The sequence below is a fragment of the Microbacterium sp. AB genome (genome assembly GCF_032878875.1).
GTDB lineage: Bacteria > Actinomycetota > Actinomycetes > Actinomycetales > Microbacteriaceae > Microbacterium > Microbacterium betulae.
Genome location: NZ_CP118157.1, coordinates 2,530,430 through 2,551,517, shown reverse-complemented (window position 1 = coordinate 2,551,517; position 21,088 = coordinate 2,530,430). Strand labels below are relative to the sequence as shown.

Genomic DNA, 21,088 nt, shown 5'->3' with positions numbered 1-21,088 from the left:
AGCGGTCCTCTCCGTCAGGGGGTCTCGCGTCCGCCGAAGCGGGCGAGCACGAGCTCCTCGAGCGTCGTGACGAGCGTGTAGACGATGGTGGTCGCGAAGATGAACACGGCCGCGGTCGACCACAGCGCGACGTACTGGGAGGTGCCGGCGGCACGCATGAGCTGCGAGCCCGCGCCCGTCCCGGTGATGAGCCATTCGGCGATGAGCGCCGCGGACAGCGACTGCGGGATGGCGAGCCTCGCGGCCGTGAAGAAGGCGGGGAGCGCCGACGGCAGGCCCACCTTGAACACGCCGGCCCACCGTCCTCCGCCGAAGACGGCGACCACGTCGAGCGCCTGCCGGGACGCTCCCGCGATGCCGAACGAGATCGTCACGAGCGCGGAGAAGAACACGACGATGAAGCCGATGGCGGCGAGCCCCGCGACCCCGCGCCCGAACGCGAGCACGATGAGCGGCGTCAGCGCGACGAGCGGGAACGTCCGCAGCACCATCGCGACGGGCATGAACGCCGTCGACAGGGCGGGGAAGAGCGCGAACAGCGTCGCGATGACGGCGGCGCCGCCGAGCCCCGCGACGTATCCGATGCCGGCGTCGTGGGCGGTGACGAGCAGGCCGTCGAGGACCTGCGCGCGGTTGAGGGCGGCCTCCCCGTCCGTCCAGAGGAACGCCCAGACGTCGGCGGGCGACTTCGCCACGAACGGGCTGACGCCCGTCACCACGAGCAGCGCCTGCCAGACGACGAGGATGAACACGACGGTCCCGAGGAAGACGCCGGCTCGGCGGAGCACGGCGGACGAGACGCCCGCGGCCCGGTGCGGGGGCGCGACGCGGGCCGGTGTCACGCGAGCGGCGCTCATCCGAGTCTCCGTGCGGCGGCGGACCAGGGGAGCAGCGCGCGGCCGAGCACGCTCAGCAGCGCATAGCCGATGCTCGTGACGAGGGCCGCGCTGAGGCCGAAGATCCACGTGCGCTCCACCTGGATGGAGCGCTGCGCGACGGCGAGCGCGACGCCGACGCCCGAGTCGACGCCGCCGAGGTACTCGCCGATGATCGCCCCGAGGATGGCGGCGGGGATGCCGATCTTCAGGGCGTTGACGGTGGCGGGCAGGGCGGCGAACAGCTTCACCTTCCGGAAGAGGTCCCATCGGTTCCCGCCGTACACGGCGATCACGTCGACCTCGATGCGGCGCGTGGCGCGGGCGCCGAGCAGGGCGCCGACGAGGGTCGTGAACAGCACGGCGATCGCGGCGAGGAAGATCGAGGGCGTCCGGCCCTGCACGACGGCGAGGACGACGGGGCCGATCGCCGCGGCCGGCGCGCATTCGACGAAGAGCGCGAGCTGGCCGACGGGACTGGACAGCGCGGGGAGCACCATGACGACGACGGCGAGCAGGAGCGCCACGCCGGCGCCCCAGAGGTATCCCTGGCCGGCGCTGGAGAGCGTCACGCCGATCTGCGCGAGATAGTAGCCCGTGCCGTCCTCGGCGATCTGGCGGACGAGGTCGGGCGGTGACGGCACGACGCCGTTGACGGCGAAGGCGGTGTCGGCCGCGATCCACCAGGCCGCGATGACGACCGCGAAGCCGGTCGCGCCGAGCGCGGCCCGCACGACGGTGCTACGCGGCATCGTCGTCCTCTTCCCGTCCCGTGCGGAACAGCAGCTCGACGAGGCGATCGCTCACGGCGTGGAACTCGGGGGAGCGGATGACGTCGACCGTGCGGGGGCGCGGCAGGTCGATCGGGACGAGCTCGACGATCCGGCCGGGGCGCCGCGACATCACGGCGACGGCGTCGGAGAGGAGGATGGCCTCCTGGATCCCGTGGGTGACCATGAGGGTCGTCGACGGACGCTCGGACCAGATGCGCTGCAGCTCGAAGTTGAGCCGCTGCCGCGTCATGTCGTCGAGCGCGCCGAACGGCTCGTCGAGCAGCAGCAGCTCGGGCTGCACGACGAGGGCGCGGGCGATCGAGACGCGCTGGCGCATGCCCCCCGAGAGCTGCGCGGGGCGGGCGTGCTCGAAGCCCGAGAGCCCGACGAGCCGGATGAGCTCGTCGACGCGCGCGCGGTCGACCGAGCGTCCCGCGAGCTCGAGCGGAAGGGCGACGTTGCGTCGCACGGAGCGCCAGTCCAGGAGCGCGGCGTCCTGGAAGGCCACGCCGACGTCGTCGCGCCTGCGGCCGCCGACGACCTCTTCGCCGTGCACGCTCACGCTGCCGCCCGACGGCGCGTCGAGGCCGGCGAGGATCCGCAGCACGGTCGACTTGCCGCATCCCGACGGGCCGATGAGCGAGACGAAGCCCCCTCGCTCGATCGAGAGGTCGACGCCTGCGAGCGCCTCGACGGGACGGCGCCCTCCGAACGACTTGCGCAGGTCCCGGATGTCGAGACCCGCCTCCGGCCCCGCCGAGGCGGGGCCGGAGGGATGCGGCGCCGGGGTCACTCGGCTCCGATCACGAGCTCGGGGCGCTCCGCGTACACGTCGGCGATGAGCGAGGTGTCGAAGAGGTCCTCCTCGGCGACGTCGTAGCCGACGAGCGCCAGGCTGTCGATGTTCCGCTGGACCGCGTCGTCGCTGATCGTCCCGATGCCGTTCTCGAGGGACTCGTCCGTGAGGATGAGTCGCTCCTGCTGCTCCCAGGATAGCTCGATGTCCTCGCGCGCGTAGTTCTGGTCCTTGCCGTAGTCGTCGACGACGAGGTCGATCGTCCCGTCGACGTCGTCGAAGGCGTCCTTCCAGCCGCGTGCGTAGGCCGTGAGGAACGCCTCCACCTCGTCGGCCTCGTTCGCGAGCGTCTCGGCGGTGACGACGACGGCCTCGCCCGAGTACGCGAGCCCGTAGTCGGCGAGGAGGAACTCCTGCGCGCCGAAGCCCGTGGCACGCAGCGGGGCGCCGCCGTCGCCGTAGCCCATGAAGCCGTCGATGTTGCCGAGCTTCAGATCGTTCTGCGCATCGCCGTAGGGGACGCGGTCGACGTCGTCGGGGTCGATGTCGTTGGCCGCGAGGAACGCTTCCCAGTTGGTCGCGCTCGAGTCCGCCACCGCGATGGTCTTGCCGACGAGGTCTGCCGGCGTCTCGATCGGGTCGGAGTCCGCCGAGACGAGGGTGAAGGGGTTCTTCTGGTAGGTCGTCGCGACGATCCGCAGGTCGGCGCCCTCGGCGTTCGCCTGGGCGACGTCGGAGGGGGAGGCGATGCCGACCCACGCGCTGCCGCTCGTGAGGGCGGTCGCGGCGGGCACGCCGCCGATGCCGCCCGCGACGAGCTCGACGTCCGCGAAGCCCGCCTCCTCGAAGTAGCCGCGGCGGTCGGCCTCGAAGTACCCCGAGAACTCGTGGTTCTTGAGCCACGAGAGCTGCACGGTGATGTCGCCGTAGTCCGCGGAGCCCTCTTCGGCCGTGCCGGACGAGGCGCACGAGGCGAGGGACGCGACGAGGGCGCCGGCGAGAGTCAGGGCGCCGAGCGCTCTGGCCGCTCGGGGACCACGGGGATGGGGCATGGCTGGCCTCTCTTGCTGTGCCGGACCGCAGGGCGTGGTCGGCATGACTTGTCAACAGGTAGGGCCACACTAGAGGGAGAGCGCCGACCGGGAGTCTGGTGTTTCCATGTGTTACACCGAGTTTTCCTGCGCGCAATCGTCCGGCGCGCTCGCTGTCGGAGGGGCTTGTCAACAGGTTGTAGCCTGGTGCGATCCGGGAGGCGCCCGGAGGAGGGGGCTCCCAGGTGACCGCTGTGTCCGCAGGTCTCGTGTCGATGCCGGGCATCCGCTCGCTGCCGAAGGCGGAGGTGCACGTGCACCTCGAGGGGGCGATCGAGCTCGCCGACCTGCTGGAGGCGGCGGCTCACACGGGCGTCGCCCTCCCGGGACCGGCTGCGACCCTGTTCGACACCTCGACGCACGAGCCCTCAGCCCGTCCGTCCGGGGCCACGCCCCTGTCGGCTTTCCTCCGATTCCTCGACTGGGAGGGGTCGCTCTTCTCGACGCCGCAGCAGCTCGCGCGGCTCGCGTACCGGTTCGCCGCCAGGCAGAGCGCCTCCGGCATCTCGTACACCGACGTCATCGTGAACCCCGCCCACTGGGCGTCCTGGCGCCGTCGGCCGGCCGCCTTCCTGGACGCCCTCGGCGCGGGCTTCGCCGATGCCGCCGCTGACGGCCTCTGTGCCGTGGGGATCTGCGCGTCCATCCTGCGGACGGCGTCGTCCGCCGAGGCGGAGGAGCTCGTCACGACGCTCCTCGGCGAGCGTCCGCAGGGCCTCGTCGGCGTGTCCGTGGACGGCGACGAGCGGGTGTCCGGGCGCACGGCGCCCCGCTTCGCCGACGCCTTCGGCCTCGCACGCCGCGGCGGGCTCCGGCGCACCGTGCACGCGGGGGAGTCGAGCGGCCCTGAGGGCGTGTGGGACGCGCTCACCCTGCTGCACGCGGAGCGCATCGACCACGGCGTGCGGGCGGTGGAGGATCCGCGTCTCGTCGATCGTCTCGCCGCGGACGGCGTGCCGGTGGGCGTGTGCCCGACCTCGAACATCGCCCTCGGCCTGTACGCGCGGCTCGACGAGCACCCGGTCGACGCCCTCGCGCGGGACGGCGTGACCGTGACGGTCAACACCGACGACCCGGCGGCCCTGGGGACGCGGATCGAGACCGAGTGGCTGCTGTGCGCGCAGGCGTTCGGATGGGACGATGGGCGTGTCGTCGGCCTCGCCCGGGACTCGTTCCGGGCGAGCTTCGCGCCGGACGGCGTGCGCGAGGAGGGCCTCGAGGCGCTCGCCCGGCGGGCGGACGCCATGGGCGCGGGGGAGAGGGAGCGATGACGGCGGATGCCGAGAGGCTGCGGCGGGCCGTGCTCGCCATCGCCCGCGAGACGGTGCGGCAGGGGGTCTCGCTGCCGGGCGAGCACGAGCTCGCGCGGCGGCTCGAGACGAACCGCCCCCAGATCCGCCGGGTCCTCGCCCTGCTGGAGCAGCAGGGGATCGTGCGCAGGCACCAGGGGGCGGCGACCACGGTCGATCCCGTCGCCCTGCGGATGACCGTCCGGCTGGAGGAGCAGATCGAGCACAGCCGGCTGCTCGACCGGCTCGGGTTCCAGCCGGGCGTGGCGGTGCTGGACCAGCGCGTCGAGCGCCTCGGCCCCGAGCTGGCGGACGTCCTCGACGAGCATCCCGACGCCCCCGTGCTCCGCGCGCGCAAGCTGTGGTCCGCCGACGGACGTCCCGCGATGCTCGCGGAGAACACCGTCGTGCTGCCCGACGGCGCCGCGCCGGACGCGCGGATCTCGGCCTTCGACCTCGTCGCGGAGCTGTGGGCCGAGCCCGTCGTCTGGGAGGTCGCGACGCCCGGCGTCGAGAACGTCTCCGGCGCCGTCGCGGGCGAGCTGGGCCTGGCGGACGGCGCCGCGTGCATGCTCCTCACCATCGTCGGCATGCTCCGGTCGGGCCGGCGCGTGTTCCACGCCGTCGAGCGGCACCATCCCGACATCGTGCAGTACTCCGTCGTGCGCCGCTTCCCGGAGCCGTGGTCGTGAGCGACGGCCGGCTGGACGCCGTCGACCTCTGGGACGGCCGGACGCACCGGGGGACCGTCGCGCTGAGCTGGTCGGACGGGCGGATCGACGACGTGTCCTCCGTCGGCGGCCCCGGCGGCGGGCTCAGCGTCATCCCGGGCCTCGTCGACACGCACGTGCATCTCGACGTCGCGGTGGCCGAGGCGGTCGCCGACTCGGCGTGGGCCGTCGTCACGCCCGACGCCGAGAAGTCCCTCCACGTCCTCGGAGGCGCGCTCCGCTTCGCGGCGGCGGGCGTCACGACGCTGCGCGACCTGTACGCGACGGGCCCGCAGCTCGCCGCGGCGCGCGCGCTCGCCGCGGGCGTCGTCGACGGGCCGCGGCTCCTCGCGTACGGCCCCGTCAGCATGACGGCGGGCCATGGCGACCTCTTCACCCCGCACGGCGCCCCCGTGCGCCCGCCCGTCGCCGACGGCGTGGACGAGTGCCGGCGGCTCGTCCGGCGATGGGCGAGGGAGGGCGCCGACGGCGTCAAGATCTACACCTCCGGCGGCATCCTCTCGCTGGGCGACGAGGTCGGATGGCGCAACCACACGCGCGCGGAGACCGAGGCGATCGTGGACGAGGCGCACGCCCTGGGCAGGCGCGTGGCCGCCCACGCCCTGAGCGCCGAGGGCATCAGGACCGCGCTCGAGGTCGGGGCGGACTCGATCGAGCACGCCACGGGCCTCGCGCGGGAGGAGATCGCCGAGGTCGTCGCGGCGGGCGTGCCGATCGCGCCCACGCTCGTCGTCCACGAGGCCATCCTGCGCGGCGACGACCCGCGTCTGGAGGCGGCGCGCGCCCAGACCAGGACGGTGGTCGCGGGGCGGGACGCGAACCTCGCGGCCGCCGCGCGCGCCGGGGCGCGATTCGTCCTCGGCACCGACGCGAACGGGCGTCTCGTCCCGTACACGGGAGCGCACGCCGAGCTGCGGAGGATGCGCGACCTCTTCGGGTGGTCGGCGGAGCGCGCGCTCGTCGCCGGCACCTCCGACGCGGCCGCGAGCCTCGGTCTGGGGCGGACGACGGGCGTCGTCGCGCCCGGCCTCTCCGCCGACCTGCTCGTCGTGCGCGGACGACCGTGGGAGGACCTCGACGTGCTCGCGCCGGAGCGGATCGTCGCGGTCGTCGCGAAGGGGCGGCTGCTCCACGGGCGCCTCCCGTCCGCCTGAGCGTCCGCGTCGTCCGCGGCGCGACCCGCTCCCGCGTGCGAGAGGATGAGCGGATGGACGAGCTGCACGAGCTGAGCGCGGTGACGCTGGCGGGCCTCCTGCAGCGCGGCGACGTCACGCCGCGCGAGGCGGCGGCGCACTTCCTCGCGCGCATCGCGCGGGCGGACGACGCGCTCGGCGCCTTCGTGGAGGTGACCGCCGAGCGGGCGCTCCGGCGGGCCGGCGCCCTGGGCGCCCCCGACCCGTCGCGGCCGCTGTGGGGGATGCCGCTCGCGGACAAGGACCTCACGGCGCGGGCCGGCGTCCCGACCCGGTACGGCTCGCGCGCCTTCGCATCGTACGTGCCGGAGCACTCCGACCCGCTCGCCCGGGCGCTCGACGACCTGGGCGCGGTGAGCCTCGGCAAGACGAACACCCCCGAGTTCGGGATGACCGGATACACCGAGTCGCGTGTCGCGCCTCCCGCCCGGAACCCGTGGGACACGACGACGGGCGCGGGCGGATCGAGCGGAGGCGCGGCCGCGGCCGTCGCCGCGGGGCTGCTGCCCGCCGCGCCCGCCTCGGACGGCGGCGGATCGATCCGCATCCCCGCCGCGACGGTGGGCGTCGTGGGGCTGAAGCCGTCGCGGGGGCGCCTCCCCGTCGGATCCGGGATGGACGCGCCGGGCGGCCTCTCGGTCGCGGGCCCCATCGCCCGCACCGTCGAGGACGCCGCCTTCCTGCTCGACGCCCTCGCGGCATCCGGCCCGTACCCGTATGCGACGCGCGCGCCCGGATCGGGTCCCTTCCACGACGCCGCACGCCGTGGGCCCGGGCGCCTGCGCGTCGGGGCGACGACCGTCACCCCGTGGGACGGCTGGACCGACACGACCCTCGACCCCGGTGCGCGTGCGGCGTTCGACGCCGGCGTCCGGCTGCTCGAGGCCGCGGGTCACGACGTCGCGGACGCCGGATGGCGGCCCCGGGGGTACCCCGCGCTCTTCGCGACGATCTGGCGGGCGTCCGCGGCGCGCATCCCGGTCGCCGACGAGCGGCTCGACGATCTGCTCGAGCCCCTCACGGCCTGGCTCGTCCGCGAGGGCAGGGCGCTTCCGGCCGAGCGCGTCCTCGCGGCGTACGCCGAGGCGGCCGTGTTCGAGCGGGAGACGATCTCGGCCTTCTCCCCGTTCGACGTCGTCGTCACGCCCGCGCTCGCGCTGTCGCCGCGGCCGGTCGGCTGGTATCCCGCCGACGATCCCGAGCGCAACTTCGCGCAGCAGTGCCGGTACGCGCCGCACACGAGCTTCGTGAACGTGGCGGGGCTGCCGGCGATCACCGTGCCGCTCCATCCGGACGCGACGGGGCGTCCCGTGAGCGTGCAGCTGATCGGCCGTCCGGGCGGCGAGGCCGTCCTGCTGTCGCTGGCCGCGCAGCTGGAGGCCGCTCGCGGGCCGTTGCCGCATCCGCCCGTCTGGTGAGCCGTCGGGCCCGCCCGCGTCGGGCCCGCTCGCCCGGGTCATTGGTGCCGAAGTGCGGTTGTCCGGCGTCATAACGACACTCCCGCACCGACGAGGGAAAGGGTGTCCGGGCGCGCGACCTCGCGTCAGATGTGGTACTCCGGCGCCATGAGGACGGCGCGGGCGTCGTCGCCGGACTGCCGCGCGCGGGCCTTGGCGGGGATGCCGACGAGCACGGTGTCGGCCGGGGCGCTGCGGGTGACGACGGCGTTCGCCCCGACGATCGACCGGGCGCCGATCACGACGGGGCCGAGCACCTTCGCGCCGGCCCCGACGGCGACGCCGTCGCCCAGGGCCGGATGGCGCTTGCCGGAGTCGTGCGTGCGACCCCCGAGCGTGACGCCGTGATAGAGCATGACGTCGTCGCCGATCTCGGCGGTCTCGCCGATGACGACGCCCATGCCGTGGTCGATGAAGAGCCGGCGGCCGATCACGGCGCCGGGATGGATCTCGATGCCCGTCAGCAGGCGGGTGAGCTGCGACCCGGCGCGGGCGACGAAGCGGAGCCGTCCGCGCCACAGCCGATGCCAGAGGCGGTGCGCCCAGACGGCGTGCAGCCCGGGGTAGAGCAGGGCGATCTCGAGCCCCGAGCGCGCAGCGGGATCCCGCCGCTTGGCGGCGGCGATGTCCTCGCGTACGCGGATCCAGACGGTCATGTGCGACTCCGAGGGGGCCTCAGCCTTCGCGGAGGTCCTCGAAGAGCGCCGTCGAGAGGTAGCGCTCGCCCGTGTCGGGGATGATGACGACGATCTTCCTCCCGGCGTTCTCCGGGCGCTGGGCGACCTCGAGCGCCGCCCAGACGGCCGCGCCGGCGGAGATGCCGACGAGCAGACCCTCCTGCGCGGCGAGGGCGCGCGCGGTGGAGAGGGAGTCCTCGAAATCGACCGTGACGACCTCGTCGTACACCTCGGTGTCGAGGATCGGGGGCACGAAGTTCGGGCCGATGCCCTGGATCTTGGCGGGACCGGGCGTCCCGGTGGACAGAAGCGGCGACGCGGTCGGCTCGACGGCGATGACCTGAACGCCGGGCTTGCGCTCCTTGAGCACCTGGCCGACGCCCGTGATGGTGCCGCCCGTGCCGACGCCCGCGACGAAGACGTCGACGTCTCCGTCGGTGTCGCGCCAGATCTCCTCCGCGGTCGTCCTGCGGTGGATGGCGGGGTTGGCCTCGTTGGCGAACTGCTTGGCGAGGATGGCGCCGGGGGTCTCCGACACGATGCGCTCGGCCTCGGACAGCGCGAGCTTCATGCCGCCCGTGGGGTCGGTGAGGACGAGCTCGGCGCCGAACGCCTTGAGGAGCACACGGCGCTCCTTCGACATCGAGGCGGGCATCGTCAGGATCACCCGGTAGCCGCGTGCCGCGCCCACGAGGGCGAGCGCGATGCCGGTGTTGCCGCTCGTGGACTCCACGATCGTCCCGCCGGGCTGGAGCTCGCCCGACTCCTCGGCCGCGTCGACGATCGCGATGCCGAGCCGGTCCTTCACGCTCGACCCGGGATTGAAGAACTCGAGCTTCGCGTAGACCTCGGCGCCGGCGCCCTCCGTGACGTGGTTGAGGCGGACGAGCGGGGTGTTGCCGAATGCGGTGGTGACGTCGGGGTGGATACCGGACATGACGGCCTTTCTGCGGAGGAGATCCTTCGATCGGAATCACCCTATGGCAGATCCGCCGAGCCCGCCCCGCGGGCGTCGTCGGGTTACGGGGCTCCCGCGGAACATAGACTTGACCGGCCATGACGATCCCCGCGGACGATCCGCCCCTCCCGATCCGCGCCGCCGTCGCGCAGGCCGCCGAGCGCCTCTCCCTCGCGGGCGTCCCCGATCCGTCCGTCGACGCCGAGCTGCTCCTGGCGCATCTGCGCGGCGACAGCCGCGGCGGCGTCCAGGCCGCGACCGTCCGGGGCGACCTCCTCGCCGGGGCGGACGCCGCGGCGTTCGCGGCGCTCGTCGAGCGGCGTGCGGCACGCGAGCCGCTCCAGCACATCACGGGTGCGGCGTACTTCCGCCACCTCGCGCTGTCCGTGGGCCCCGGGGTCTTCGTGCCGCGTCCCGAGACCGAGACGGTCGCGCAGCTGGCGATCGACGCGCTGCGCGCCGACCCCGCGCCCTCGCCGATCGGCGTCGACCTCGGGACGGGCAGCGGCGCGATCGCGTTCTCCCTCGCCACGGAGGTTCCCCACGCGCGGGTGTTCGCCGCCGAGCGGTCGCCGGAGGCGTTCGCGTGGGCCGCGCGCAACGCCGCCGCGGTCGGCGCGGACAACGTGCGGATCGTCCTCGCCGATCTCGCCGACGCGTTCGCCGATCTGGACGGCACGGTCTCGGTCGTCGTCTCGAATCCTCCCTACGTCCCGGACGACGCCGTCCCCCGTGACCCCGAGGTGCGGCTCCACGACCCCGCGGCCGCGCTCTACGGCGGGCCGGACGGCCTCGACGTCGTGCGCGTGCTGAGCGGGGTGGCCGCCCGGCTGCTGCGGCCCGGGGGCGTGCTCGTGATCGAGCACGGCGAGTGGCAGGGCGCGCCCGTCCGGGAGCTGCTCGCGGCGGACGGATGGCGCGCGACGGCGACGCATCCCGATCTCACCCTGCGGGACCGGGCCACCACGGCCGTCCGTCCCTGAGCGGCCGATCCGCCCGCTGTTCTCAGCGCGTGCGCCGTAGACTTGAGCCGCTATGTCCCCCCTCTTCGATCTGCGCGACGAGACGCAGCTCCTCCCCGGCATGCGCCAGGCGCGTCAGTCCATCGGCCGCGGCGAGCTCATCGTGCTGCCGACCGACACGGTCTACGGCGTCGCGGCCGACGCGTTCAGCCCGGCCGCCGTGCAGCGGCTCCTCGACGCGAAGGGGAGAGGCCGGCAGCAGCCCCCGCCCGTGCTCGTCGCGAACGCGGCTGCCATGCGCGCGCTCGTCGAGGACGTCCCCGAGCCCGTGCAGCGGCTCGTCGAGCGGTTCTGGCCGGGCGCGCTCACGATCGTGCTGCCCGCGCAGCCCTCGCTGAGCTGGGACCTGGGCGAGACGCGCGGCACGGTCGCGGTGCGGATGCCCGACCACAGGATCACCCTCGAGCTGCTCAGCGAGACCGGGCCGCTCGCCGTCTCCAGCGCGAACCTCACGGGTCGCCCCGCGGCCGTGACCGTCGACTCCGCGATCGGGATGCTCGGCGAGAGCGTGGCGGTCTACCTCGACCACGGCGCCTCGAAGACGGGCGTCGCCTCGACGATCATCGACGCCACCTCCCTCGTCGGCGTCCACGACGAGCCCCTCGTGCGCGTCCTCCGCGACGGGGCGGTCTCGCGCGGCGACCTGCGCGAGGAGCTCGGCGACCTGCTCGAGCCCGAGGCGGCGAGCGACGCGTGAGGCAGTACGTCTTCATCATCATCCTCACCGCCGCCCTCACCTTCGGCGTCGCGTGGGCGGTGTGGAAGCTCGCGATGCGCTTCAAGCTCTACCCCGGCATCCGCGAGCGCGACGTGCACAAGACGCCGACCCCGCGCCTGGGGGGAGTGGCGATCTTCCTCGGCATCGCGACGGCCTTCGCGGTGTCGGCGGCCAACCCCTACTTCGGCATCTTCTGGGACGAGCCGCAGCGGGTGTGGTCGATCCTCGGCGCGGTCACCCTCATCATGCTCGTCGGCGTCGCGGACGACCTGTGGGACCTCGACTGGATGATCAAGCTCGCCGCGCAGTTCCTCGCGGCCGGGATCATCGCCGTCGGCGGGCAGCTTCAGATCTACGCGCTGCCGCTGGGCGGGATGACCGTGTGGTCGAGCTGGGTGAGCATCGCGCTGACGGTCCTCTCGATCGTCGTCGTGATGAACGCCGTCAACTTCATCGACGGCCTCGACGGCCTCGTCGCCGGCGTCAGCCTCATCTCCAACGCGGTGTTCTTCGTCTACTCCTACCTCGTCGTGCGGGACACGGGGGCGACGGTCTACTTCAACCTCGCGACCTTCATCGCCGCCGTCCTCATCGGCGCGTGCATCGGCTTCCTCCCGCTGAACTGGAGCCCCGCGAAGCTCTTCATGGGAGACTCCGGCGCGCTCGTGCTGGGCCTGCTCATGGCCACGAGCGCGATCGCGATCACGGGCCAGCTGCCGCCGTCGATCCTCAACCCCGACGCCTTCGGCCGCTCGCAGCTGCTCGGCGCGTTCATCCCGATCCTGCTGCCGATCATCGTCGTCGTCCTGCCCCTGCTCGACTTCGGGCTCGCGGTCATCCGCCGCATGAGCGCGGGCAAGTCGCCGTTCTCGCCCGACCGCAAGCACCTGCACCACCGCATGCTCGACATGGGGCACAGCGGACGCGACGCGACGCTCATCTTCTACGCGTGGACGGCGATCTGCTCGCTGGCCGTGCTGCTCATGTACATCTCCACGCGCGAGGGCTGGCCCGGGGACTGGTGGATCGGCCTCGTCTTCGCCGCCGTCGGCATCGCCGCGTGCCTCGTGGTGACCTTCGTCCCCTCGCGCCGTTCGCCCCGTCGCACCGACGCCGTCCCGACGCCTGCCGGCGCACCGACCCCCCAGGAGGCCTGATGTCGCCATCGCCCGTCACGAGCACACCCGTCCTGCGCGCCGCGCTCGTCTGGGGCGCGATCGCCGCGGCGGTCGTCGTCGTCGCCTCGGGAGCGATCGGGCTCGCCGTCGCGGGTTCGCCCGGGCTGTGGAGCGGCGTGCTCGGCGCCGCGGTGGGCGCCGTCTTCCCCGGCCTGACCGCTGCGACGATCCTCTTCGCGAACCGGTGGTTCGGGACGCCCAACTACCCCGCGATCTTCTTCGGCGTCTTCCTGGGCGGATGGCTCGTCAAGTTCGTCGTCTTCATCGTCGTGCTCTTCGTGCTCTTCGGCCAGGCGTGGGCCGTCCCCGGCGTCCTGTACGGCGCGCTCGTCGCTGCCGTCGTCGTGTCGTTCGCGGTCGACGTGCTCGTCATCTGGCGGATCCGGGTCCCCGCCGTCTCGGACCCGCGCGTCGACGGCGACGCCGGCGACGAGGCGTGAGCGCCCGATTTCTACGAGGCGTCAAAGCCGGTCCGGACCTTTGATAGGCTTGATCCGCCCCTGTGAGACATCCGCAGCGCTGCTGAAGCGCAGAGGGTGGATAGGGAGCTCACTGATGAAAACGCACCGTGTCGACGTCGTTCGGCACGAGAAGCTGGAGCCACTCCGTTGACTCAAGCGATACCGATCGCCCCGATGTCCGCAGACGACGTCGAGTTCCATCCGCCGTCGATCTCGGAGTTCTTCCCCCCGGCGATCCTCTTCGAAGGCACGCCCTTCGAGTTCACGCGCATCAACCTCGCCCAGGTCATCGCGACCGTCGTGCTCGTGGCGATCCTGCTCATCGGCACGCGCAGGCTCCGCGTCGTGCCGGGGCGGTTCCAGAGCGTCGTCGAGTTCGGCTTCGGCTTCGTGCGCGAGCAGATCGCCTACCAGGTGCTGGGGAAGAAGGACGGGCAGCGCTTCGTCCCGATCCTCACCACCCTGTTCCTGGGCATCCTGTTCATGAACATCACGGGGATCATCCCCGGCATCAACATCGCGGGCACGAGCGTCATCGGCGTCCCGCTGCTCCTCGCCCTGACCGCGTACGTGCTGTTCATCTACGCGGGCATCAAGAAGCACGGCTTCGGCGGGTTCATGAAGGGCTCGCTCGTCCCGAGCGGGGTGCCGGTCTACCTCGTCCCGCTCATGGCGATCATCGAGTTCCTGTCGACCTTCATCTTCCGGCCGATCTCGCTCACGCTCCGACTGCTCATGAACATGATGGTCGGGCACCTCATGCTCGTGCTGTTCTTCGCGGCGACGCACTTCTTCCTGCTGAGCTTCAACTGGCTCACGCCGCTCGCCGTCGGCTCGCTGGCGCTCGGCTTCGCCTTCACCCTCTTCGAGGCCTTCGTGGCCTTCCTCCAGGCATACGTCTTCACCATCCTCACCGCGGTCTACATCCAGCTCGCGGTTGCGGACGAGCACTGACGGAGAGCCGTCCGGCCCTCCGCCCTACGAAAGGAAAAAACCAGTGGACGCTACGACCGTTCTCGCCGAGATCAGCGGCAACATCGCGACCGTCGGCTACGGCCTCGCTGCCATCGGACCCGCCATCGGCCTCGGCATCGTCGTGGGCAAGACCATCGAGTCCACGGCGCGCCAGCCCGAGCTCGCCGGCCGCCTCCAGACCCTGATGTTCATCGGCGTCGCCTTCATCGAGATCCTCGCCTTCATCGGCATCGCGACGCCGTTCATCTTCAACGCCCTCTGATCCATTCCGCGACTCACACGTAAGGAGACAGGATGCTGAACGCTCTTGTCACTGTCGCGGCGGAGGAATCGCCGAACCTGCTGCTCCCCGCGGTATACGACATCATCTGGTCGGGAGTCTGCTTCATCGTCATCCTCGGTGTCGTGGTGTTCGTCGCCCTCCCGCGTCTGACGAAGGTGCTCGACGAGCGCTCGGCCGCCATCGAGGGCAACATCGCGAAGGCGGACGAGGCCCAGAAGCAGGCCGAGGCCGCGCTCGAGGAGTACACGCGACAGCTCGCCGAGGCTCGCAGGGAGGCCGGCGAGATCCGCGAGGCCGCCCGCGAGGACGGCAAGAAGATCGTCGCCGAGGCCAGGGACAACGCCTCCGTCGAGGCCGAGCGCATCCAGGCCAGCGCGCATTCGCAGATCGAGGCGGAGCGCCAGTCGGCGATCGTGTCGCTGCGCGGCGAGGTCGGCTCGCTCGCCCTCGACCTCGCGGGCAACGTGATCGGCGAGGCGCTGAGCGACGACCGGAAGGCGCAGTCCGTGGTGGACCGCTTCCTCGCCGACCTCGAGTCGTCCGAGAAGGCGGCCAGGTAATGGGAAGCGCGACGACTCAGGCGCTCGCCGCGAGCGCGGACGCGCTCGCGAGCGCGCAGGTCGACCTCGACACGGCCCGCGAGCTGTTCGCGGCGTCGCGTGCCGTCGCCGGCTCGCCCGCCCTGAGCGGCGCGCTCGTCGACCCCGTCGCGACCCCCGATGCGCGCAGCGCGCTCATCGCCCAGGTCTTCGGCTCGCTGTCGCAGACGGCGCGGTCCCTCATCGACCGGCTCGCGGCCCACCGCTGGTCCTCGTCGTCCGATCTCGTGTCGGGCGTGGAGGAGCTCGCGATCCGCGCGACCGCGAAGGCGGAGCCGGGCGACGTCGAGGGGGAGCTGTTCCAGGTCTCCCGCATCGTCGCGTCGAGCCCCGAGCTCGAGTTCGCCCTCGGCAGCCGGCTCGGCGACGACGGGAAGAAGGGCGAGCTCATCGCCTCGCTTCTCGACGGGAAGACCAGCGCCGGCACGACGCTCATCGTCTCGTCGCTCGTGCAGCAGGTCCGAGGGCGTCGCGTGCGCGCCCTGCTCGCGCGCGCCCTGCGGATCGCCGCCGCGGAGCGTGGCCGCACGGTCGCGACCGTGCACACCGCCGTCCCGCTGACCGCCGCGCAGAGCGAGCGGCTCGTCGCATCGCTCTCCACGCGCTACGGCGGGGACATCACGCTCAACACCGTGATCGACCCGGCCGTCGTCGGCGGCGTCCGCATCCAGGTGGCCGACGACGTGATCGACGGCAGCATCTCGTCCCGCCTCGCCGACCTCCGGCAGAGGCTCGCAGGCTGAAAAGCCCTCCTCCCGCCCCGGCGGACGGCTCAGGGGCCGCAAGCTGCCCCACAACACGAAGGAAGACAATGGCAGACATCACCATCAGCCCCGACGTCATCCGTGACGCGCTGAAGGACTTCGTCGCCGCCTACGAGCCCACCGGTTCCGCGGCGAACGAGGTCGGCACGGTCATCGACGCGGCGGACGGCATCGCCCACGTGGAGGGACTGCCGGGCGTCATGGCGAACGAGCTCATCCGCTTCGCGGACGGCACCCTGGGCCTCGCGCAGAACCTCCACGAGGACTCGATCGGCGTCGTCGTCCTCGGCGAGTTCACGGGCATCGACGAGGGCCAGCAGGTCACCCGCACAGGCGAGGTCCTCTCCGTCCCGGTCGGCGAGGGGTACCTCGGCCGCGTCGTCGACCCGCTCGGCGCCCCGATCGACGGCCTCGGCGACATCACGGGCCTCGAGGGCCGTCGCGAGCTCGAGCTGCAGGCCGCGGGCGTCATGCAGCGCAAGAGCGTGCACGAGCCCATGCAGACCGGCATCAAGGCCATCGACGCGATGATCCCCGTCGGACGCGGACAGCGCCAGCTCATCATCGGCGACCGCCAGACGGGCAAGACGGCGATCGCGATCGACACCATCATCAACCAGAAGGCGAACTGGGAGTCGGGCGACCCGACGAAGCAGGTGCGCTGCATCTACGTCGCGATCGGCCAGAAGGGCTCGACGATCGCCGGCGTGAAGGGCGCCCTGGAGGACGCCGGCGCGATGGAGTACACGACGATCGTCGCGGCTCCCGCCTCCGACCCCGCGGGGTTCAAGTACCTCGCGCCGTACACCGGCTCGGCCATCGGCCAGCACTGGATGTACCAGGGCAAGCACGTCCTCATCGTGTTCGACGACCTGTCGAAGCAGGCCGAGGCGTACCGCGCCGTGTCGCTCCTCCTGCGTCGTCCGCCGGGGCGCGAGGCGTACCCCGGCGACGTCTTCTACCTGCACTCGCGTCTGCTCGAGCGCTGCGCGAAGCTCTCGGACGAGCTGGGCGCGGGCTCGATGACGGGCCTGCCCATCATCGAGACGAAGGCGAACGACGTGTCGGCGTACATCCCGACCAACGTCATCTCGATCACCGACGGCCAGATCTTCCTGCAGTCCGATCTGTTCAACGCCAACCAGCGCCCCGCGGTCGACGTGGGAATCTCGGTGTCGCGCGTCGGCGGCGACGCCCAGCTCAAGCACATCAAGAAGGTCTCGGGAACGCTCAAGCTCGAGCTCGCCCAGTACCGCTCGCTGCAGGCGTTCGCCATGTTCGCGAGCGACCTCGACGCGACCTCGCGTCGTCAGCTGGACCGCGGCGCGCGTCTGACGGAGCTGCTCAAGCAGCCGCAGTACACGCCGTACCCCGCTGAGGAGCAGGTCGTCTCGATCTGGGCCGGGACGAACGGCAAGCTCGACACGATCGAGGTGGAGGACGTCCTCCGCTTCGAGCGCGAGCTGCTCGACCACCTCAAGCGCAACACGTCGATCCTCGACACCCTGCGCGAGTCGGGCAAGCTCGAGGACGAGACGGTCGCCGAGCTCGAGAAGCAGGTCGACTCCTTCGTGCTCGAGTTCAAGCGCGGCGACGGCAGGCACCTCACCGACCCCGGCAGCGAGGTCATCGAGCCCGCCGTGTCGACCGACGTGAACCAGGTGCAGATCGTCAAGGGCCGCAAGGCGTAGAGCCTTCGGAGACGACGCATCATGGGCGCACAACTCAGGGAGTACAAGCAGAAGATCTCTTCTGCCCAGACGACCAAGAAGATCACGAAGGCGATGGAGCTCATCGCGGCTTCGCGGATCCAGAAGGCGATGGCGCGCGTGCGCGCCTCGTCGCCCTTCGCCCGCGAGGTCACGCGCGCCGTCTCCGCGGTCGCCACGCACGGCGACGTCGACCATCCCCTCACGCGCGAGCCGGAGACGGTGAAGCGCTCGGCGGTCGTCATCATCAGCGGCGACCGCGGTCTCGCGGGGGCGTTCAACTCGCAGGTGATCCGCGAGGGGCTGGAGCTCGCCGAGCTGCTGCGGTCCGAGGGCAAGGAGGTCTCCTTCTACCTCTTCGGGCGCAAGGCCGTCGGCTACTTCCAGTTCCGGAAGATCGCCACGACCGCGGAGTGGGTCGGCGACGCCGACACCCCGCACTTCGAGACCGCCGAGGAGATCACGCGGGCGCTGCTCGAGGCGTACGAGAAGGATGCGGACGACGGCGGCGTCGACGAGATCCACGTCGTGTACAACCGCTTCGTGAGCATGATGACGCAGACCCCGGAGACCGTGCGGCTGCTTCCTCTCGCGATCGTCGACGCGGGCGCGGACTCGGAGGCGCACGAGGTCTACCCGCTGTACGAGTTCGAGCCGGACCCGTACGAGGTGCTCGACGCGCTGCTGCCGGTCTACATCCAGAGCCGTGTCTTCAACGCGCTCCTGCAGTCGTCGGCGGCGAAGCAGGCCGCGACCCAGAAGGCGATGAAGTCGGCCAGCGACAACGCCGACAACCTCATCACCGACTACACCCGCCTGCGCAACAACGCACGCCAGGCCGAGATCACGCAGCAGATCGCCGAGATCGTCGGCGGCGCCGACGCGCTGGCGTCCTGAGCTGCAGACCCACCAGGAAAGAGACGAAAGTATGACTGCCAACGCCACGGCTGAGATCACTGCGGTGGTCGGGCGCGTCGCACGCGTCACGGGCCCCGTCGTCGACATCGAGTTCCCGCACGACGCCATCCCCGAGGTCTACAGCGCGCTGAAGACCACGATCACGATCGGCGACGTGTCGACCGAGATCACCCTCGAGGTCGCGCAGCACCTCGGCGACGACGTCGTCCGCGCCATCTCGCTGAAGCCCACCGACGGAATGGTCCGCGGCCAGGAGGTGCGCGACACCGGCGCGCCCATCTCGGTGCCGGTGGGCGACATCACCAAGGGCAAGGTCTTCAACGTCATCGGCGAGGTCCTCAACCTCGGCGAGGGCGAGACGCTCGAGGTGACCGAGCGGTGGCCCATCCACCGCAAGCCGCCGAGCTTCGACCAGCTCGAGTCGAAGACGCAGCTCTTCGAGACGGGCATCAAGGTCATCGACCTCCTGACCCCGTACGTCCTGGGCGGCAAGATCGGCCTGTTCGGCGGCGCCGGCGTCGGCAAGACGGTCCTCATCCAGGAGATGATCTACCGCGTCGCGGCCAACCACGGCGGAGTGTCCGTGTTCGCCGGGGTCGGCGAGCGCACGCGTGAGGGCAACGACCTCATCCACGAGATGGAGGAGGCGGGTGTCTTCGACAAGACCGCGCTCGTCTTCGGCCAGATGGACGAGCCGCCGGGGACGCGTCTGCGCGTCGCCCTCTCGGCCCTGACGATGGCGGAGTACTTCCGCGACGTGCAGAAGCAGGACGTCCTCCTCTTCATCGACAACATCTTCCGCTTCACCCAGGCGGGCTCCGAGGTCTCCACGCTGCTCGGCCGCATGCCGTCCGCGGTGGGATACCAGCCGAACCTCGCCGACGAGATGGGTGTGCTCCAGGAGCGCATCACCTCGACGCGCGGTCACTCGATCACCTCGCTGCAGGCGATCTACGTGCCGGCCGACGACTACACCGACCCGGCGCCGGCGACCACGTTCGCGCACCTCGACGCGACCACCGAGCTCTCGCGTGAGATCGCGTCGAAGGGACTGTATCCCGCGGTCGATCCGCTCGCCTCCACGAGCCGCATCCTCGACCCGCGCTACATCGGGGCCGACCACTACCGCGTCGCCACGGCGGTGAAGCAGATCCTCCAGAAGAACAAGGAGCTGCAGGAGATCATCGCGATCCTCGGCGTCGACGAGCTCTCGGAGGAGGACAAGATCGTCGTGTCCCGCGCACGCCGCCTCCAGCAGTTCCTCTCCCAGAACACCTACACGGCGGAGAAGTTCACGGGCGTGGCGGGTTCGACCGTGCCGCTGAAGGAGGCGATCGAAGGGTTCGACGCGATCGTCCGCGGCGACTTCGACCACGTCGCCGAGCAGGCGTTCTTCAACGTCGGCGGCATCGGCGACGTCGAGGCGAAGTGGGCGCAGATCCAGAAGGAGAACGCCTGATCATGGCGCTCAACGTCACCCTCGTCTCCGCCGAGGCGGAGGTATGGACGGGCGAGGCGAGCCTCGTGGTCGCCAAGACCACCGAGGGTGAGATCGGCTTCATGCCGGGGCACGAGCCCGTGCTGTCGATCCTCTCCCACGGGCAGGTCCGCATCACGCGGGTCGACGGCACGAAGGTCGTCGCGGATGCGCGCGACGGCTTCGTGTCGATGGAGGGCGACGAGCTCACCATCGTGGCCGGCAACGCTCAGCTGATCGACTGACAGACGTCGCTCCGCCGGCCCCGGGATCCGCCGATCCCGGGGCCGGCGACGTCCGTGTGCGCACCGCGGGTGCGCGGAAGGGGTCCTCCGTGCTCGTCCTGCTCCCGCCCTCCGAGACGAAGCGCCCGGGAGGCGACGGCGCGTCCCTGGACCTCGCCACGCTGCGGCTGCCCTCGCTGCGTCCGTTGCGCGAGACGGCCGTGGAGGCGCTCGTCCGCCTCTCGGACGACGCGGACCGGGCGGCACGCGCGCTCAAGCTGAGCGAGCGGCAGCGCGGCGAGGTCTCGGTGAACGCGGCGCTCAGGCGTGCCGCGACGATGCCGGCGATGGACCGGTACACGGGGGTGCTGTACGACGCGCTCGGCGCGTCCGCCCTGCCCGCGGGCGATCGTGCCTGGCTCGCGGACCATGCGCTCATCCAGACGGCTCCGTTCGGGCCGGTGGGGGCGGGCGACCCCGTCCCCGCGTACCGGCTCGCCGCGGGCACCTCGCTCCCGGGGCTGCCGCCTCTCCGGCGGCACTGGGCGTCGGCGACGACCGAGGCGCTGCGCGAGGCGGCGGACGGTCTCGTCGTCGATCTGCGGTCGAAGGCCTACGTCGAGCTGGGCCCCGTGCCGTCGGGCGTCGAGTCGGTCTACGTCTCCGTCGTCACCGCGGAGGCCGACGGCACGGTGCGCGCCCTCAACCACTTCAACAAGAGGGCCAAGGGGGAGCTCGCGCGCCTCCTCGCCGCGGACAGGCCTCGTCCCGCCTCGGCGGAGGACCTGCTCGAGTGGGCGGCCTCGGCGGACGTGGACCTGCGTCCGGGGACGGCACGCGGCGAGATCCTGCTCGTCGCCGGGCGGTAGCGCGGCATGCGTGCACTCTGGCATCGTGGGGGTGTGGCCGAGACCGGTCGC

At 71.9% G+C, this 21,088-nt stretch carries 23 protein-coding genes; 17 read left to right on the top strand and 6 right to left on the bottom strand.

Features of this window, described 5'->3' with window-relative positions; all coding sequences use genetic code 11:
• Positions 1-14 precede the first annotated feature (14 nt).
• Genes N8K70_RS12105 through N8K70_RS12090 form a run of 4 tightly spaced genes read right to left on the bottom strand, consistent with a single transcriptional unit; the run spans position 15 to position 3,496 of the window.
• Positions 15-857, bottom strand: a complete 843-nt coding sequence (locus N8K70_RS12105) for an ABC transporter permease (protein ID WP_317138596.1) — start codon at positions 855-857, stop codon at positions 15-17.
• The gene (locus N8K70_RS12100; protein ID WP_317138595.1) at positions 854-1,627 is read right to left on the bottom strand and encodes an ABC transporter permease; all 774 of its coding nucleotides are present in this window, start codon (positions 1,625-1,627) and stop codon (positions 854-856) included. Before N8K70_RS12100 ends, N8K70_RS12105 begins: the two co-directional genes overlap by 4 nt.
• Positions 1,617-2,441 carry an ABC transporter ATP-binding protein gene (locus tag N8K70_RS12095; protein ID WP_317138594.1) on the bottom strand — a complete coding sequence of 275 codons (825 nt, stop codon included), beginning with the start codon at positions 2,439-2,441 and terminating at the stop codon, positions 1,617-1,619. The genes N8K70_RS12100 and N8K70_RS12095 overlap by 11 nt, the downstream gene beginning before the upstream one ends.
• Positions 2,438-3,496, bottom strand: coding sequence for an ABC transporter substrate-binding protein (locus N8K70_RS12090; protein WP_317138593.1), 1,059 nt, complete (start codon positions 3,494-3,496; stop codon positions 2,438-2,440). Before N8K70_RS12090 ends, N8K70_RS12095 begins: the two co-directional genes overlap by 4 nt.
• A 224-nt stretch (positions 3,497-3,720) precedes the next feature.
• On the opposite strand from N8K70_RS12090, the gene add reads away from it, so the two are divergent.
• The 4 genes from add to N8K70_RS12070 are packed head-to-tail and all read left to right on the top strand — an operon-like array spanning position 3,721 to position 8,166.
• A complete protein-coding gene (add, locus tag N8K70_RS12085; RefSeq protein ID WP_317138592.1) occupies positions 3,721-4,806 on the top strand; it encodes an adenosine deaminase in 1,086 nt (361 codons plus the stop codon).
• Positions 4,803-5,516, top strand: coding sequence for a GntR family transcriptional regulator (locus tag N8K70_RS12080; protein WP_317138591.1), 714 nt, complete (start codon positions 4,803-4,805; stop codon positions 5,514-5,516). Before add ends, N8K70_RS12080 begins: the two co-directional genes overlap by 4 nt.
• Complete coding sequence (locus N8K70_RS12075) at positions 5,513-6,709, top strand: amidohydrolase family protein (RefSeq protein ID WP_317138590.1); 1,197 nt, start codon at positions 5,513-5,515, stop codon at positions 6,707-6,709. The genes N8K70_RS12080 and N8K70_RS12075 overlap by 4 nt, the downstream gene beginning before the upstream one ends.
• A gap of 53 nt (positions 6,710-6,762) precedes the next feature.
• Positions 6,763-8,166 carry an amidase gene (locus tag N8K70_RS12070; RefSeq protein ID WP_317138589.1) on the top strand — a complete coding sequence of 468 codons (1,404 nt, stop codon included), beginning with the start codon at positions 6,763-6,765 and terminating at the stop codon, positions 8,164-8,166.
• Between the two features lie 125 nt (positions 8,167-8,291).
• Here the strand turns inward: N8K70_RS12070 and epsC are convergent, their stop codons facing one another.
• Complete coding sequence (epsC, locus tag N8K70_RS12065; RefSeq protein WP_317138588.1) at positions 8,292-8,861, bottom strand: serine O-acetyltransferase EpsC; 570 nt, start codon at positions 8,859-8,861, stop codon at positions 8,292-8,294.
• A 19-nt stretch (positions 8,862-8,880) separates the two neighbouring features.
• Positions 8,881-9,819, bottom strand: coding sequence for a cysteine synthase A (gene cysK / locus N8K70_RS12060; RefSeq protein WP_317138587.1), 939 nt, complete (start codon positions 9,817-9,819; stop codon positions 8,881-8,883).
• 119 nt (positions 9,820-9,938) lie between these two features.
• Between cysK and prmC the strand changes: the two genes are divergently transcribed.
• The 13 genes from prmC (at position 9,939) to N8K70_RS11995 (ending at position 21,037) form a co-directional block, all read left to right on the top strand.
• Positions 9,939-10,823: a peptide chain release factor N(5)-glutamine methyltransferase gene (gene prmC, locus N8K70_RS12055; RefSeq protein WP_317138586.1), complete on the top strand. Its 885-nt coding sequence runs from the start codon at positions 9,939-9,941 to the stop codon at positions 10,821-10,823.
• Between the two features lie 52 nt (positions 10,824-10,875).
• Positions 10,876-11,559 carry an L-threonylcarbamoyladenylate synthase gene (locus tag N8K70_RS12050; protein WP_317138585.1) on the top strand — a complete coding sequence of 228 codons (684 nt, stop codon included), beginning with the start codon at positions 10,876-10,878 and terminating at the stop codon, positions 11,557-11,559.
• A complete protein-coding gene (locus N8K70_RS12045) occupies positions 11,556-12,737 on the top strand; it encodes an MraY family glycosyltransferase (RefSeq protein WP_317138584.1) in 1,182 nt (393 codons plus the stop codon). The genes N8K70_RS12050 and N8K70_RS12045 overlap by 4 nt, the downstream gene beginning before the upstream one ends.
• The gene (locus tag N8K70_RS12040; protein WP_317138583.1) at positions 12,737-13,198 is read left to right on the top strand and encodes a hypothetical protein; all 462 of its coding nucleotides are present in this window, start codon (positions 12,737-12,739) and stop codon (positions 13,196-13,198) included. Before N8K70_RS12045 ends, N8K70_RS12040 begins: the two co-directional genes overlap by 1 nt.
• 195 nt (positions 13,199-13,393) lie before the next feature.
• Positions 13,394-14,173, top strand: a complete 780-nt coding sequence (atpB, locus tag N8K70_RS12035; RefSeq protein ID WP_317138582.1) for a F0F1 ATP synthase subunit A — start codon at positions 13,394-13,396, stop codon at positions 14,171-14,173.
• A gap of 43 nt (positions 14,174-14,216) precedes the next feature.
• A complete protein-coding gene (atpE, locus tag N8K70_RS12030; RefSeq protein WP_317138581.1) occupies positions 14,217-14,456 on the top strand; it encodes an ATP synthase F0 subunit C in 240 nt (79 codons plus the stop codon).
• A gap of 32 nt (positions 14,457-14,488) precedes the next feature.
• Entirely contained in the window at positions 14,489-15,037 is a 549-nt protein-coding gene (locus N8K70_RS12025) for a F0F1 ATP synthase subunit B (RefSeq protein ID WP_317138580.1), read from the top strand.
• The gene (locus N8K70_RS12020; RefSeq protein WP_317138579.1) at positions 15,037-15,819 is read left to right on the top strand and encodes a F0F1 ATP synthase subunit delta; all 783 of its coding nucleotides are present in this window, start codon (positions 15,037-15,039) and stop codon (positions 15,817-15,819) included. Before N8K70_RS12025 ends, N8K70_RS12020 begins: the two co-directional genes overlap by 1 nt.
• A 68-nt stretch (positions 15,820-15,887) precedes the next feature.
• Positions 15,888-17,531: a F0F1 ATP synthase subunit alpha gene (gene atpA / locus N8K70_RS12015; RefSeq protein WP_317138578.1), complete on the top strand. Its 1,644-nt coding sequence runs from the start codon at positions 15,888-15,890 to the stop codon at positions 17,529-17,531.
• Positions 17,532-17,552: 21 nt separating this feature from the next.
• Positions 17,553-18,446, top strand: coding sequence for a F0F1 ATP synthase subunit gamma (locus N8K70_RS12010; RefSeq protein WP_317138577.1), 894 nt, complete (start codon positions 17,553-17,555; stop codon positions 18,444-18,446).
• A 31-nt stretch (positions 18,447-18,477) separates the two neighbouring features.
• Positions 18,478-19,926 (top strand): F0F1 ATP synthase subunit beta, encoded by a 1,449-nt coding sequence (atpD, locus tag N8K70_RS12005; protein WP_317138576.1) that lies wholly within the window; start codon positions 18,478-18,480, stop codon positions 19,924-19,926.
• 2 nt (positions 19,927-19,928) lie between these two features.
• A complete protein-coding gene (locus tag N8K70_RS12000; RefSeq protein ID WP_317138575.1) occupies positions 19,929-20,189 on the top strand; it encodes a F0F1 ATP synthase subunit epsilon in 261 nt (86 codons plus the stop codon).
• Between the two features lie 89 nt (positions 20,190-20,278).
• Positions 20,279-21,037, top strand: coding sequence for a YaaA family protein (locus N8K70_RS11995; RefSeq protein ID WP_317138574.1), 759 nt, complete (start codon positions 20,279-20,281; stop codon positions 21,035-21,037).
• Positions 21,038-21,088 lie beyond the last annotated feature (51 nt).